14 protein-coding genes are annotated in these 14,742 nt (G+C 71.6%); 10 read left to right on the top strand and 4 right to left on the bottom strand.

The window, feature by feature from the left end:
• Nucleotides 1–2: 2 nt before the first annotated feature.
• The 4 genes from hpnH (at nt 3) to CP973_RS26100 (ending at nt 5,589) form a co-directional block, all read left to right on the top strand.
• On the top strand, nt 3–1,025 hold the full coding sequence (gene hpnH / locus CP973_RS26115) for an adenosyl-hopene transferase HpnH (protein ID WP_150246013.1): 1,023 nt from the start codon (nt 3–5) through the stop codon (nt 1,023–1,025).
• Nucleotides 1,026–1,086: 61 nt separating this feature from the next.
• A complete protein-coding gene (gene ispG, locus CP973_RS26110) occupies nt 1,087–2,223 on the top strand; it encodes a flavodoxin-dependent (E)-4-hydroxy-3-methylbut-2-enyl-diphosphate synthase (protein WP_208853301.1) in 1,137 nt (378 codons plus the stop codon).
• A 58-nt stretch (nt 2,224–2,281) separates the two neighbouring features.
• Complete coding sequence (gene dxs / locus CP973_RS26105) at nt 2,282–4,159, top strand: 1-deoxy-D-xylulose-5-phosphate synthase (RefSeq protein ID WP_150246007.1); 1,878 nt, start codon at nt 2,282–2,284, stop codon at nt 4,157–4,159.
• A 47-nt stretch (nt 4,160–4,206) separates the two neighbouring features.
• Nucleotides 4,207–5,589, top strand: a complete 1,383-nt coding sequence (locus CP973_RS26100) for an aspartate aminotransferase family protein (protein ID WP_150246005.1) — start codon at nt 4,207–4,209, stop codon at nt 5,587–5,589.
• Between the two features lie 64 nt (nt 5,590–5,653).
• Here the strand turns inward: CP973_RS26100 and CP973_RS26095 are convergent, their stop codons facing one another.
• From CP973_RS26095 to CP973_RS26085, 3 genes are all read right to left on the bottom strand, one after another.
• Nucleotides 5,654–5,911: a hypothetical protein gene (locus tag CP973_RS26095; protein WP_150246002.1), complete on the bottom strand. Its 258-nt coding sequence runs from the start codon at nt 5,909–5,911 to the stop codon at nt 5,654–5,656.
• A gap of 13 nt (nt 5,912–5,924) precedes the next feature.
• Nucleotides 5,925–6,383: a hypothetical protein gene (locus CP973_RS26090; protein WP_150246000.1), complete on the bottom strand. Its 459-nt coding sequence runs from the start codon at nt 6,381–6,383 to the stop codon at nt 5,925–5,927.
• 152 nt (nt 6,384–6,535) lie between these two features.
• Nucleotides 6,536–7,345, bottom strand: coding sequence for a tyrosine-protein phosphatase (locus CP973_RS26085; protein WP_150245998.1), 810 nt, complete (start codon nt 7,343–7,345; stop codon nt 6,536–6,538).
• A gap of 358 nt (nt 7,346–7,703) precedes the next feature.
• On the opposite strand from CP973_RS26085, the gene CP973_RS26080 reads away from it, so the two are divergent.
• Complete coding sequence (locus tag CP973_RS26080) at nt 7,704–8,504, top strand: SGNH/GDSL hydrolase family protein (protein WP_150245995.1); 801 nt, start codon at nt 7,704–7,706, stop codon at nt 8,502–8,504.
• Nucleotides 8,505–8,611: 107 nt separating this feature from the next.
• On the opposite strand, the gene CP973_RS26075 is transcribed toward CP973_RS26080, so the two are convergent.
• Nucleotides 8,612–8,995, bottom strand: a complete 384-nt coding sequence (locus tag CP973_RS26075; RefSeq protein ID WP_150245992.1) for an ATP-binding protein — start codon at nt 8,993–8,995, stop codon at nt 8,612–8,614.
• Nucleotides 8,996–9,210: 215 nt separating this feature from the next.
• Here CP973_RS26075 and CP973_RS26070 point away from each other — a divergent pair, with 215 nt between their 5' ends.
• From CP973_RS26070 to CP973_RS26050, 5 genes are all read left to right on the top strand, one after another.
• On the top strand, nt 9,211–10,077 hold the full coding sequence (locus CP973_RS26070) for a helix-turn-helix domain-containing protein (RefSeq protein WP_150245989.1): 867 nt from the start codon (nt 9,211–9,213) through the stop codon (nt 10,075–10,077).
• Nucleotides 10,078–10,080: 3 nt separating this feature from the next.
• Nucleotides 10,081–10,368 (top strand): DUF397 domain-containing protein, encoded by a 288-nt coding sequence (locus CP973_RS26065; protein ID WP_003981506.1) that lies wholly within the window; start codon nt 10,081–10,083, stop codon nt 10,366–10,368.
• 23 nt (nt 10,369–10,391) lie between these two features.
• Entirely contained in the window at nt 10,392–11,267 is an 876-nt protein-coding gene (locus CP973_RS26060; RefSeq protein WP_150250263.1) for an SAM-dependent methyltransferase, read from the top strand.
• A gap of 196 nt (nt 11,268–11,463) precedes the next feature.
• A complete protein-coding gene (locus CP973_RS26055; protein WP_150245985.1) occupies nt 11,464–12,900 on the top strand; it encodes an NAD(P)/FAD-dependent oxidoreductase in 1,437 nt (478 codons plus the stop codon).
• Between the two features lie 622 nt (nt 12,901–13,522).
• On the top strand, nt 13,523–14,725 hold the full coding sequence (locus CP973_RS26050) for an MBL fold metallo-hydrolase (protein ID WP_244410018.1): 1,203 nt from the start codon (nt 13,523–13,525) through the stop codon (nt 14,723–14,725).
• Nucleotides 14,726–14,742 lie beyond the last annotated feature (17 nt).

Raw genomic sequence — 14,742 nt, 5'->3', positions numbered from 1 at the left:
AGATGGCCATGCCGCTCCGTCAGTCCATCCGGGTCGGTACGTATCTCTTTGAACAGAAAGTGCGCAAGCGGGAGAAGTTCCCGCTGATCGTGGAACTGGAGCCGCTCTTCGCGTGCAACCTCAAGTGCGAGGGCTGCGGCAAGATCCAGCATCCGGCCGGTGTGCTCAAACAGCGCATGCCGGTCGCCCAGGCGGTCGGCGCGGTCCTGGAGTCCGGCGCGCCGATGGTCTCCATCGCGGGCGGCGAGCCCCTGATGCACCCGCAGATCGACGAGATCGTGCGGCAGTTGGTGGCCAAGCGGAAGTACGTCTTCCTGTGCACCAACGCCGTGCTGCTCCGCAAGAAGATCGACAAGTTCACCCCCTCGCGGTACTTCGCGTTCGCGGTGCACATCGACGGCATGCGCGAGCGGCACGACGAGTCGGTGGCCAAGGAAGGCGTCTTCGACGAGGCGGTCGAGGCGATCAAGGAGGCCAAGCGGCGCGGCTTCCGGGTCACCACCAACTCCACCTTCTTCAACACCGACACCCCGCAGACCATCATCGAGGTGCTCAACTTCCTCAACGACGACCTCAAGGTCGACGAGATGATGCTCTCGCCCGCCTACGCCTACGAGAAGGCCCCCGACCAGGAGCACTTCCTCGGCGTCGAGCAGACCAGGGAACTGTTCAGGAAGGCGTTCGCGGGCGGCAACCGGCGCCGCTGGCGGCTCAACCACAGCCCGCTGTTCCTGGACTTCCTGGAGGGCAAGGCGGACTTCCCCTGCACGGCCTGGGCGATCCCCAACTACTCGCTCTTCGGCTGGCAGCGCCCCTGCTACCTGATGAGCGACGGGTACGTCCCCACGTACCGGCAGCTGATCGAGGAGACCGACTGGGACAAGTACGGACGCGGCAAGGACCCGCGCTGCGCCAACTGCATGGCGCACTGCGGCTACGAGCCCACCGCCGTCCTCGCCACGATGGGCTCCCTGAAGGAGTCCCTGCGCGCCGCCCGTGAAACCGTCGCGGCGAACCGCGGGTGACGTCATGCGGACCGGTGAACCTCCCGGAGGCGGTGCGTCCGCCACCGGTGTAGCGCTGGGCATGCCCGAGATACCGGCCCGGCCGCTGGCCGAGCGGCGCGTCTCGCGCCGCATCCAGGTCGGGCCGGTACCGGTGGGCGGCGGCGCGCCCATCTCGGTGCAGTCGATGACCACCACCAACACGGCCGACATCGGCGCGACGCTTCAGCAGATCGCCGAGCTGACGGCCTCCGGCTGCCAGATCGTCCGGGTCGCCTGCCCCTCGCAGGACGACGCGGACGCGCTGCCGGTCATCGCGAAGAAGTCGCAGATCCCGGTGATCGCGGACATCCACTTCCAGCCGAAGTACGTGTTCGCCGCGATCGACGCGGGGTGTGCGGCCGTCCGGGTCAACCCCGGCAACATCCGGCAGTTCGACGACCGGGTGAAGGAGATCGCCAAGGCGGCCTCCGACGCGGGCACCCCCATCCGCATCGGTGTGAACGCGGGCTCCCTCGACCGCCGCCTGCTCCAGAAGTACGGCAAGGCCACGCCGGAGGCGCTGGTGGAGTCGGCTTTGTGGGAGTGCTCGCTGTTCGAGGAGCACGGTTTCCGGGACATCAAGATCTCGGTCAAGCACAACGACCCGGTCGTCATGGTCAACGCGTACCGGCAGCTGGCCGCGCAGTGCGACTATCCGCTGCACCTGGGCGTGACCGAGGCCGGTCCGGCCTTCCAGGGGACGATCAAGTCGGCCGTGGCCTTCGGTGCGCTGCTGTCGGAGGGTATCGGTGACACCATCCGGGTCTCCCTGTCGGCGCCGCCGGCCGAGGAGGTCAAGGTGGGGCTGCAGATCCTGGAGTCGCTGAACCTGCGTCCGCGCCGTCTGGAGATCGTCTCCTGTCCGTCGTGCGGCCGGGCCCAGGTGGATGTGTACAAGCTGGCCGACGAGGTGACCGCGGGTCTGGAGGGCATGGAGGTGCCGCTGCGTGTCGCGGTCATGGGCTGTGTCGTCAACGGCCCGGGCGAGGCGCGTGAGGCCGACCTCGGTGTGGCGTCCGGCAACGGCAAGGGGCAGATCTTCGTGAAGGGCGAGGTCATCAAGACCGTCCCGGAGTCGAAGATCGTGGAGACCCTCATCGAAGAGGCCATGAAGATCGCGGCGGGCATGGAGTCCGAGGGAGTGGTGCCCGGCACCCCTGATGTCGTCGTCGGCTGAACCGTACCGGCTGAACCCGTAGGGCCGTACTGGCTGTACCCGTAGAGGGGGACGAAGCATGTCGATGCTGGAACACATCCGCGAGCCGCGCGACCTCAAGGCGCTTCCCGGGGACGCCCTCGGCGCACTCGCCGAGGAGATCAGGCAGTTTCTGGTGCACGCGGTGGCCCGGACCGGCGGCCACCTGGGACCCAACCTGGGCGTGGTGGAGCTGACCATCGCCCTGCACCGGGTCTTCGACTCGCCGGCCGACCGCGTCCTGTGGGACACCGGCCACCAGTCGTACGTCCACAAACTGCTGACCGGGCGCCAGGACTTCTCCAAGCTGCGCGGCAAGGGCGGACTGTCCGGCTACCCGTCCCGCGAGGAGTCCGAGCACGACGTCATCGAGAACTCCCACGCCTCGACCGTGCTGGGCTGGGCCGACGGCCTCGCCAAGGCCAACCAGGTGCGCGGGCGCAGCGACCACGTTGTCGCCGTCATCGGCGACGGCGCGCTGACCGGCGGCATGGCCTGGGAAGCGCTCAACAACATCGCCGCCGCCAAGGACCGCCCCCTCATCATCGTCGTCAACGACAACGAGCGCTCCTACGCCCCCACCATCGGCGGCCTCGCCAACCACCTTGCCACTCTGCGCACCACCGACGGCTACGAGCGCTTCCTGTCGTGGGGCAAGGAGATCGTGCAGCGGGCCCCCCTCGTGGGCCGCCCGCTGTACGAGTCGCTGCACGGCGCCAAGAAGGGGTTCAAGGACGCCTTCGCCCCCCAGGGCATGTTCGAGGACCTGGGACTGAAGTACGTCGGCCCCATCGACGGCCACGACATCGCCGCCGTCGAGTCCGCGCTGCGCCGCGCCGCCCGCTTCAGCGGGCCCGTACTCGTCCACTGCCTCACCGAGAAGGGGCGCGGCTACCGCCCCGCGCTGGAGGACGAGGCCGACCGGTTCCACACGGTCGGCGCCATGGACCCGCTGACCTGCGCGCCCGTCGCGCCGCCCGGCCCGCCGTCGTGGACCTCCGTCTTCGGCGACGAGATGGTGAAGATCGGCGCGGAGCGCCCGGACGTGGTCGCGATCACCGCCGCGATGCTCCAGCCCGTCGGCCTCGCCGAGTTCGCCGCGGCCTTCCCCGACCGTACGTGGGACGTGGGCATCGCCGAGCAGCACGCGGCGGTCTCCGCGGCCGGGCTGGCCACCGGCGGCCTCCACCCGGTCGTGGCCGTGTACGCCACCTTCCTCAACCGGGCCTTCGACCAGGTCCTGATGGACGTGGCGCTGCACCGGTGCGGCGTCACCTTCGTCCTCGACCGGGCGGGCGTGACCGGCACCGACGGGCCGAGCCACAACGGCATGTGGGACCTGTCCGTCCTCGGCGTCGTCCCGGGCCTGCGGATCGCCGCGCCGCGCGACGCCGGGCAGCTGCGTGCCCAGCTGCGCGAGGCCGTCGACGTGGACGACGCGCCCACCGTCCTGCGCTTCCCGAAGGAGTCGGTGGGCGAGCCGGTCCCGGCGCTGGAGCGGACCGGCGGCGTGGACGTCCTGGCCCGCGGCGAGCGGGCGGACGTCCTGCTGGTCTCCGTGGGCGTGCTGGCACCGGTCTGCCTGGGGGCCGCGGAACTGCTCGCCGAGCGCGGCATCGGCGTCACGGTCGTCGACCCGCGCTGGGTCAAGCCCGTCGATCCCGCGCTCGTCCGGCTGGCGGCGGACCACACGTCGGTGGCGGTCGTGGAGGACAACTGCCGCAGCGGGGGAGTGGGGGCCGCGGTCGGGCAGGCGCTGCGCGACGCGGACGTGGACGTACCGCTGCGCACCTTCGGCATCCCCGAACAGTTCCTGGCGCATGCCAAGCGCGGCGAGGTGCTGGCCGACATCGGACTCACCCCCGCCGAGATCGCCGGGCGGATCAGCGCCTTCCTGGCCCGCAAGCAGAACGGCTAGCGCCTTTCTGGCCCGTAAGCAGAACGACTCGTGACGGAGAACGGCCCGTGACCGGATTCGACCTGACCAAGCTGCTCGCCGAACGCGGCGCCGAGCGCTACGACCTGCACGCCAAGTACATCAACCACCAACTGCCGCGCATGCTGCACACGATCGGCTTCGACAAGGTCTACGAGCGGGCCGAGGGCGCCTACTTCTGGGACGCCGACGGGCAGGACTACCTCGACATGCTCGCCGGCTTCGGCGTCATGGGCCTCGGCCGGCACCACCCCGTCGTACGGCAGGCCCTGCACGACGTCCTCGACGCCCGGCTCGCCGACCTCACCCGCTTCGACTGCCAGCCGCTGCCCGGCCTGCTGGCCGAGAAACTGCTCACCCACACCCCGCACCTGGACCGTGTCTTCTTCGGCAACAGCGGTACGGAAGCCGTCGAGACCGCCCTGAAGTTCGCCCGCTACGCCACCGGCAGACCCCGCGTCCTGTACTGCGCCCACGCCTTCCACGGCCTGACCACCGGCTCCCTCTCGGTCAACGGCGAGAACGGCTTCCGCGACGGTTTCGCGCCGCTCCTGCCGGACACCGCCGTCGAACTGGGCGACCTCGCTGCGCTGGAACACGAGCTGCGCCGCGGTGACGTGGCGGCCCTGATCATCGAGCCCATCCAGGGCAAGGGCGTCCACCCCACGCCGCCCGGCTATCTGCGCGCCGCCCAGGAACTGCTGCACCGCCACAAGGCGCTGCTCATCGCCGACGAGGTGCAGACCGGCCTCGGCCGGACCGGCGACTTCTTCGCCTACCAGCACGAGGAGGGCGTCGAACCGGACCTGGTGTGTGTGGCCAAGGCCCTCTCCGGCGGCTACGTCCCCGTCGGCGCCACGCTGGGCAAGGATTGGATCTTCAAGAAGGTCTACTCCTCCATGGACCGCGTCCTGGTGCACTCCGCCAGCTTCGGCTCCAACGCCCAGGCGATGGCCGCGGGCCTGGCGGTCCTGGCAGTCATGGAGGACGAGGAGATCGTCGCCAACGCCCGCCACACCGGCGACCTGCTCCGTACCCGCCTCGCCGCCCTCACCGACCGCTACGAACTCCTCCACGACGTCCGCGGCCGCGGCCTGATGATCGGCATCGAATTCGGCCGCCCCCGCTCCCTGAGACTCCGCGGCCACTGGACCATGCTCCAGGCCGCCCGCAAAGGCCTCTTCGCCCAAATGGTCGTCGTCCCCCTCCTCCAGCGCCACCGCATCCTCACCCAGGTCTCCGGCGACCACCTGGAGGTCATCAAGCTGATTCCGCCCCTGACGATCGGGGAGAAGGAGGTGAACCGCTTCGTGGACGCGTTCACGGAAGTGATGGATGACGCGCACCGGGGCGGGGGGCTGATGTGGGACTTCGGGAGGACGCTGGTGAAGCAGGCTTTGCAGGGCGGGTGAGCCGGGCCTTTCGCCGGTCGGGCGGACGATGCCGCCCACCCGTCCGGACGGGTGGGCGGTCCGGTCAGCGCCGGAACAGGCAGATGACGGCCAAGCGCTCGCCGGACAGTGCCTTGCCCTCGCCGACCGCCAGATGTTCCATGTGCCACCCCAGACTCTCGATGGCTTCGATCTGATCGTTGAGCCCGGTCATCGGCGCGGTGACCATGCTGTTGGTCATCGCTTCGATGAACTTGAACACGAAGACATGGCGGCCTTTGTCGATCGCGTTGCGTGCCGCCTGCTCGGCCGATTCGGCCTTGGCCTTGTTGATCAGGCCCATGGGCCCCTCCCCGTCAGTACGCCGCGGTGCGGTCGAAGCGGGTGATGTTGAGCTTGATGCCCTGGGTGCTGTGGAGCGTCGTGATGTCCTCGCCGGTCGACGTCTGACCGGGCTGTACGTCGGTCACGAGCTCCGTGCTGTTGGCCACGCGGGTGCCGCTGGAGTCGACCGCCTCCCAGTCGATCTGGTAATTGGATTTCTTTCCGCTGGTGTTCTTGACCGTCCACACGACCCAGATATCGGTGATTCCGGCTTGTGAGCGGTCATCGAGCCGGAAGCGGGTGAGATCCGCGCGTTCGTTGTTCGACGAGGAATCCGCTTTCTTCTCCTGCTGCGTCTTTTCGGAAGCGGATGGGCCCGTCGGCGCGGGTGTACTGCTGTTGTCGGTGCCGCACGCGGCGGTCAGGGCGAGTCCGGCTGCTGCCGTCGCCGCGACGAGTGGTGCCGTGATGAAGCGGCGATGATTGCTCATGGCTGTGCCTCCTTGCCGCTGCTCTCATCATGCGCCGCGCGGAAAGGAGGGTCCAGACGATAGAGGTATTCATTGTGCCTTTTGCCAGGCGCGGAGAACGACAGGGGCAGGCGGGGACGGCGCGCTTCCGCCGTCCCCGCCTTTGGCGCCGCTCAGTCCTCCAGCAACTGGAACCGCAGCCGCTCGCGCGTCGCCGCGGAGAGCTTGAGGCCCTCGCTCAGGTAGTTCTCCGTCGAGCCCCACGTCGTCTCGATGGCCTCGAAGGCCGCGGCGAGGTATTCGGCGCGGGCGTCGAAGAGGGGGGCCAGGAGCTCCATGACCTCGGGGGACATGCCGGCCGGCGAGTTGTCGGAGCGGCGGACCTTGTAGCGGCGGTGGGCGGCGTTGGACTCCAGGTAGTCGGCCTCGATGGCCGCGCGCTCGACGCCGACGGCGAGGAGGGTGACGGCGATGGACAGGCCCGCGCGGTCCTTGCCGGCCGCGCAGTGCATGAGGGCGGGGACGCTGTCCTCGGCGAGTGCGTGCAGCACACGGCTGTGGTCGGCGGTGCGGGTGGTGATGATGTGACGGTACGTCTCGGCCATCCGGCCGGCCGCCTTGCCGTCGCCCAGCGCCGTCCGCAGGTGGCCCAGCTCGCCGTCGCGCACCATCGCCCAGAACTCGGCGCCGTCGGCGGGGTCGGTGAGCGGGATGTTCACGTTCCGTACGCCGGGCAGCGTGACGTCCGGGCCCTCCAGCTTGATGTCGGCGGCGTTGCGGAAGTCGAAGACGGTGTGCAGCCCGAGCCCGGCGAGGAAGGCGGCGTCCGCCTCGGTCGCCGACGCCAGGTGGCCGCTGCGGAACAGCCGCCCCTTGCGCACCCGGCGCCCGTCCACGGTCGGCAGGCCGCCCACGTCGCGGAAGTTGCGTACCTCCGCGAGCTCGGAGTCGGTCGACGGGACCTCCGGGGTCTGCTGCGTCACGGGCGCTCCTCGGGATCGGTCGCCGACGCTGCTCGTCGACGAGGCGGGCCACTCCGACGATACGACATGGGTGCAGTCGGCATCCGGGCCGGTCGCGGGGTGTCCGGGGTGCCGGGGCGGCCACGCGCCGGCCTGCCCCGCCCGCACTCCGTGGCGTCCTCTCCGTACCCGGAGCGCACCCCGTCTCCGCCCGCCTCCGGTCACCACTCCCACCCTCCGATCGACCGGAAAACGCCGTTTATCCCGGTCATTTCTTATTCCGACTTGAGCAGAATTTGACCAGGTGGCATTAATCACCCCACGTCAACCCCTGGTTACGGTGGCGTAAGTCACTTCCGGGGGTGAAGTATGTCCTGACGTGGCAGACGATTCGAAGAAGATGAGCAGTGGCGCGGACGGCGCCATCGGGTCGTACGCAGCCGTCGGGGACAGTTTCACCGAGGGGGTCGGGGACCCCGGCCGTGACGGGGCGTACATCGGCTGGGCGGACCGGCTGGCGGTTCTCCTGTCGGACCGGCGTGCGGAGGGGGAATTCCGGTACGCCAACCTCGCGGTCCGCGGGCGCCTGCTGGACCAGATCGTCGCCGAGCAGGTGCCGCGCGCCAAGGAGCTCGCGCCCGACCTGGTGACGTTCTGTGCCGGCGGGAACGACATTCTGCGTCCGGGCTCGGACCCGGACGCGGTCGCCGAGCGGTACGAGGCGGCCGTCGCCGATCTGCGGGAGACGGTCGGCACCGTGCTGCTCTGCACGGGGTTCGACACCCGCGGCGTACCGGTGCTGCGGCATCTGCGCGGCAAGATCGCGACGTACACCGCCCACGTGCGGGCGATCGCCGACCGGCACGACTGCCCGGTGCTGGACCTGTGGTCGCTGAAGTCCGTACAGGACCGGCGGGCCTGGAGCGACGACCGGCTGCACCTGTCGGCCGACGGGCACACCCGGGTCGCGCTGCGCGCCGCGCAGGTGCTGGGTCTCGATGTGCCGGCCGACCCGGACCAGGCCTGGCCCCCGGAGGCGGAGCGCACCCCCGCCGAGGCGCGCCGGGACAACATCCAGTGGGCGCGTGAGCATCTGGTGCCGTGGATCGGCCGCCGGCTGCGCGGCGAGTCCTCCGGTGACCACGTCGAGCCGAAGCGGCCCGACCTGCTTCCCCTGTAAGGGGCCGCCGTAAAGGTCCGCTTCCCCTGTGGAGGAGGTGCCGGGGCATCCCCGCCTGTCCCGCGTACCGCACCGCCGCCGCCCGCTTCTCAGCGCGGGCGGCGGTTTCAGTGTGCGGTGGGGGAGCCGTACGGCAGGTCGGCCCATACGGTGCGGCCGCGGCCGGCGGGGCCGGGGCGCACGCCCCAGCTCTCGGAGAGGGCGCCCACGAGGAACAGGCCCCGGCCGCACTCCTTGTCCACGCTGCCGGGCTGCGCGTGGGGCGTGGAGCCGCCGCGGCCCTGGTCGGTGACCTCCACGCGCAGGAACGCGCCGAGCACCGTCAGTTCGCAGTCGACCTTTTCGCTGTCGGTGTGCCGTACCGCGTTGGTGAACAGCTCCGAGACCACCAACTCGGCGTCGTCACGGACCTGTTCCGCCGCGCCCCACTCGTGCAGCACAGCGAGAACACGTCTGCGCGCCTCCGGTACGGAGGTGCGGCGCGCCGGCAAGTGGAACGCGTCCCGGAGACGCTCGGCGATGAAGCCGCCACAGCGCCCTAACGAAGGAGCGTTGTCGGAGGAAGCCACTCCGCAACTATGTGCGATGTTGCTCACCGATGGCAAGGATCAATGTGTAATTTGCAGAATCGCATGCACAGTCTGTTCGGGTCTGCTGACGACATGACACACTGCTGATCACTCATGTTGGTTGGAGGGGATCAGAAGTGGCGGATGCACGGTCGGGTGGCGCTCCGACCGTCCTGCGGGTGGTGCTCGGCAAGCGGCTGCAGGACCTGCGCGAGAAGGCGGGGCTGTCCTACGAGCAGGCGGCCGCCGCCCTCGATGTGACGCACGCCACCGTGCGGCGCATGGAGAAGGCCGAGGTCGGCCTGAAGATCCCGTACGTGGAGAAGCTGCTCGCGACCTACGGCGTCACCGACCAGGACGAGATCGACGGCTTCCTGAAGCTGGCCCGCGAGGCCAACCGGCCGGGCTGGTGGCACAACTTCCGGGACGTGCTGCCCGAGTGGTTCAGCGCGTACGTGAGCCTGGAGAGCGAGGCCAACCTCATCCGCGGCTACCAGCCCCACTACGTACCGGGGCTGCTGCAGACCGAGGAGTACGCCCGCGCTGTGCTGCACGCGGGCCAGCCGCACGCGCCGCGCGAGGAGATCGAGCGCTCGGTCGCGCTGCGCATGGAGCGGCAGTCGCTGCTCACCCGCCCGGACGCCCCCATGCTCTGGGTGGTCATGGACGAGACCGTCTTCCGGCGCCCGATCGGCGGTCCCCGGGTGATGCGCGACCAGATCGCACGGCTGGCCGAGGCCGCGGCCCTGCCCAACGTCCGGTTGCAGATCATCCCGTTCGCGGCCGGACCGCACCCCTCGATGTACGGGCCGTTCAGCATCTTCCGCTTCCCGATCCCGGAGCTGCCGGACATCGCGTACGCGGAGAACCTGGTGGGCGCCGTGTACTTCGACCAGCGCGACGACGTCTCGACCTTCCTGGAGGCACTGGACCGGATGTGCGCGCAAGCCGCGCCGGCACAGACCACCGAGGCCCTTCTGGGCGGCTTTCGCAAGGAGATCTGAACCATGGATCGCATACGCATCTACAACGGCATGCCCGCCACCGACCTGGGCAGCGACGGCTGGCACAAGCCGTGGAGCGGCGGCAACGGCGGCGAGTGCGTGGAGGCGCTGCGGCTCGGGGACGGCCGGGTGGCGCTGCGCCAGTCCACCGACCCGGGCGGCCCGGCCCTGATCTACACCCACCGCGAGATCAAGAGCTTCATCGAGGGCGCGAAGGCGGGCGCGGCCGACTTCCTGCTCACCGCGGCGCCCTGCGGGTGCGGCTGCGGCACTGATCGGAGGACGGCGTGAAGGAAGCGGAATTCTCCCGGGCCGTGGTCGGCTCGTGGGACGAGGACGGCTCGCGGGGGCTCCAGGACGCGGCGGCCTTCGCGCCCGAGGAGATCGACACCAGCCGGCCGCACCCCGCCCGGATGTACGACTACTACCTGGACGGCCGGGACAACTACGAGGTCGACCGCCAGGCCGCGCAGCGCGTCATCGAGGCGCACCCGCAGGTGCGGCTGAGCGCCCGCGCCAACCGGGCCTTCCTGCACCGCGCGGTGCGCGAGGTGGTCGCCGGCGGCATCCGGCAGATCATCGACATCGGTACCGGCATCCCGACCTCGCCCAACACCCACGAGGTGGCCCGCGAAACGGCACCCGGCGTCCGGGTCGTCTACGTGGACAACGACCCCATCGTCGCCACCCACGCGGGCGCGCGGCTGACCAACACCGAGGGCACCGGGGTCGTCCTGGCCGATGTGCGCGACCCGGAGGCGCTGCTCGCCCACCCGACCGTGCGCGAGCTGATCGACTTCGACCAGCCGGTGGCGCTGCTGCTGGTGGCCGTCCTGCACTTCGTCCGGGACGACGAGGACCCGGCGGGGATCGTCGCCGCGCTGGCGCGCGCACTGCCCGCGGGCAGCGTCCTGGTGATGTCGCACGCCACGGGCGAGCCGTACGAGGCGTACGAGCAGGGCCGTACGGACGAGCAGGCGCGGGACGGCGTCCTGGACGTCTACAAGAACGCCACGGCCACCTTGAACCTGCGCACCAAGGCCGAGGTCGAGCCGCTCTTCGGCCCGTTCGACCTGCTGGAACCGGGGGTCGTGCGGGTGCCGCTGTGGCGCCCGGACGGGCCGCCGCCCGGCCCGGAGGAGCTGAACAACATCATCTTCTACGGCGGGGTGGGCCGGAAGCGGGGCTGAGGGGAAGGGCCCCGGGGCCGGCCGCGGCGGCCCCGCGGTGGACCCCAACCCTCCTCTTCCGAACGGTGGTTGACACTGCCGCCCGGTGCGCTGAAGGTGAGAGACCTCGGACGGGTGGAAGCGTGGTGGCCGCGCGACCGGTACCGGTGACAGCCCGACGTGCGCGGCCGCCCGGGAGCGGGACGGGGGGGGACAGATGCCGGAGGTCACGGGGGGAGCGGAGCGGCACGCGGTCGTCATCGGCGGCGGGCTCGCCGGGATGCTCGCCGTCATCGCGCTGCTGGGGCACGTGGACGCCGTCACCGTCGTCGAACGCGACCGCTACCCGACCGGCCACGCCTTCCGCAAAGGCGTCCCCCAGGCCCGTCACCTGCACGTCTTCCTCAGCGGCGGTCTGCGCGCGCTGGAGGAGCTGCTGCCCGGCACGGGCCGCGCCTTCACCGACGCCGGGGCGCGCACCCTCTACCCGCCGCGCGACCTGGTCACCCGTACGGTGCTGGGCTGGCAGCACCGCTTCGACGAACGCCGCCACGGATGCCTGTCGGTCACCCGCCCGGTGATCGACGGCGTCGTACGGGACCGCGTCCTGCGGACGGCCGCCGAATCGGCGACCCGCCTGGAGGTGCTGGAGGCGACCGAGGCGATCGGCCTGACCGGCGACGCGAGGCGGGTGACGGGCGTACGGGTACGGGCACGCGGGGAAGACGCCGGCCGCGACGGCGGAGCCGGCCCGGCCGGACGGACCCTGCACGCGGCGCTCGTCGTCGACGCCTCCGGCCGCACCTCCAAGGCCCCGCAGTGGTACGCCGATCTCGGCCGCCCCGCCCCGCGCCAGGAGACCGTGGACGCCGGGATCGCCTACGCGACCCGGATGTTCCGCCCCACCGGGCCGGCCGGCGCCCCGGACATGGGCGTCAACATCCCCGGCCGGCCGGGGTGTCCGCGCGGCGCCGTGTACGTCCCCGTCGAGGACGGCATCTGGCTGCTCACCGCCGCGGGCGTACGCGGCCACCACCCGCCCACCGACGACCAGGGCTTCGCCGACTTCACCGCCACGATCGGCGACCCGTACATCCACGGCCTGCTGCCGCACGTCGAGCCGGTCTCGCCCGTCTACGGCTTCCGCGACACCGCCAACCGCCGCCGGCACTTCGAGCGGCCCGGCGGCGTCCCCGAGGGCTTCGTCGTCCTCGGCGACGCCAACTGCACCTTCAACCCGGTCTACGGGCAGGGCATGTCGGTCGCCGCGCTCGGCGCCCTGGCGCTGCGCCGCATCCTGGACTCCGGCGGCGGCCTGCGGCCGGGGCTCGCGAAGGAGGCACAGCGGGCGGTGGCGCGCGCCTCCGACGCCGCCTGGAGCACCGCGGTCGGCGCCGACCGGCCGTACGCGAGCGGCCCGGACGCCCGCGCGGGCCTCGTCGAGCGGCTGACCTCCTGGTACGTGCAGCGGCTCCTCCTGCGCGCCGTCGCCGACCCCCTCCTCGGCGCCGCTTACCGCGACGTCCTGTGCCTGACCGCGCCGCCGTCCCGCCTGATGGCACCCCGCACCGTCCTGCGCACCGTCCTGCTGCCGCTCCGGCCCGGCCTCAGCGCCCCGCCGACGGACGTGGTGCCGCTGCGGCGGGCGGCCTGACCGTACCGGCGACTGCACGCGCGGACGCGTCGATGGCCCCCGCTCGGCAGGAACAGACTGACCGTGCCGGTGGCAGGCGGCGCCAGGATGCCGAGCGCCGGAGCCGGCACTTCGGGCAGTGACAGGGCCAGGCGCAGGAAGGCCACCAGCCGCACCCCCGGCCGGAACAGGTGCGGGGCGGCGCGGGCGACGGGCGGGGGAGTTCGGCGGGGTCGGCCGGCCGGGCCGGTACGGCGGGTTAGAAACTCCCGGGTGTCCCGGCCGGGGGAGGCTTTCCGCCGCCCGGGGAATCGTCGTGATCCGGCGGAGAGGTCTGGGCCCTGACATGAAGGCAGGGCCGTACGGTCCGGGCGCACAGGGGGAGCGGTACGGCCGCGCCGCGCGGCGGGAGCCGGGGCGCGGAGCCGGAGCCCGTCGGAAACCACTCCGCCCGTCCTGGAATGCGCCGGGCGGCCGCGTGGTTCGGGACGGTTGGGGAACACGTGTCGTGTCCGGGCGCCGTGGGACCCGTGGCCGGTGCCACGGCGCCCGGACGCCGGCGTGCCGGAACCCGTCGCCGCGGCGGTCCGTTCACTGCGCGGCGACCCGTTGACAGCGCTACCGCCCGAACCATGGAGGTGCCGTGCCCGGCTACCGACCCCGCCGCCAGACCCCGTCCGACCCGCCCGCCGCCGGGCGGTACCCACTGCGCCGACCCGCCGTCTTCGGCGCCTGGCCCACCGGGGAGCGGCTGGCACGGATACGCCGGTCCCCGCAGTTCGTGGACGGCCAGTTCCGCAACCCCCTGCCGACCCGGCAGCTGCTCCCGGGCTCCGCGCTGCCCATGGCCCGTACCCAGTTCGCCCGCGAGGGGCGGCTGCGCCGGGCGCCGGTCGGCCGCATCCCGGTGCACCGGCCCACCGCGGCGGACTGGAGCGAGCCGCCCGCCTCCGGGCTGCGGCTGACGTGGATGGGGCATTCCAGCGTGCTCGCCGAGATCGACGGGCACCGGGTGCTGTTCGACCCGGTCTGGGGCGAGCGCTGCTCACCGTTCACCTGGGCGGGGCCGAAGCGGCTGCACCCGGTGCCGCTCCCGCTCGGTGAGCTGCCCCCGGTCGACGCGGTGGTGATCTCGCACGACCACTACGACCACCTCGACATGCCGACGGTCAAAGCCCTGATCCGTACGGGCACGCGCTTCGTCGTACCGCTCGGCATCGGCGCCGACCTCGAACTGTGGGGCGTCCCCGAGGAGCGGATCACCGAACTGGACTGGCACGAGTCGGCCGAGGCCGGCGGCCTGACCCTCACCGCGACGCCCGCGCAGCACTTCTGCGGACGCGGGCTGCGCGGCCCGCAGCACACCCTATGGGCTTCCTGGGTGGTGGCCGGCCCCACGAACCGGATCTTCCACAGCGGCGACACCGGCTACTTCCCGGGCTTCGCCGGGATCGGCGCCGAGCACGGCCCGTTCGACGCGACGATGATCCAGATCGGCGCCTACAGCGAGTTCTGGCCGGATGTGCACATGACCCCGGAGGAGGGGGCGCGGGCCCATCTGGACCTCCAGGGCGGCCGGCCGACCGGCCTGATGCTGCCGATCCACTGGGGCACCTTCAACCTCGCGCCCCACCCTTGGGCCGAACCCGCCGAACGCACCATGTACGCCGCCCGCACCGCCGGCTTCCCCTGCGCCGTCCCGTACCCCGGCCGTCCCTTCGAGCCCGCCGACGAGCCCGCGGTGGAGCCGTGGTGGCGGACGGTGGCCCTCCCGCCGGTCCACGGCTGGCCCTCCTGGCCCGCCCGGACACCGGCCACGGAGGAGGTGTTCGAAGTGGCGGGGTGAGCAGCGGCCGGCCCGGG

The sequence above is a fragment of the Streptomyces albofaciens JCM 4342 genome (assembly GCF_008634025.1).
Taxonomy (GTDB): domain Bacteria; phylum Actinomycetota; class Actinomycetes; order Streptomycetales; family Streptomycetaceae; genus Streptomyces; species Streptomyces albofaciens.
Note: the sequence above shows the minus strand (reverse complement) of the source record. Positions and strands in the feature narration are given on the sequence as shown.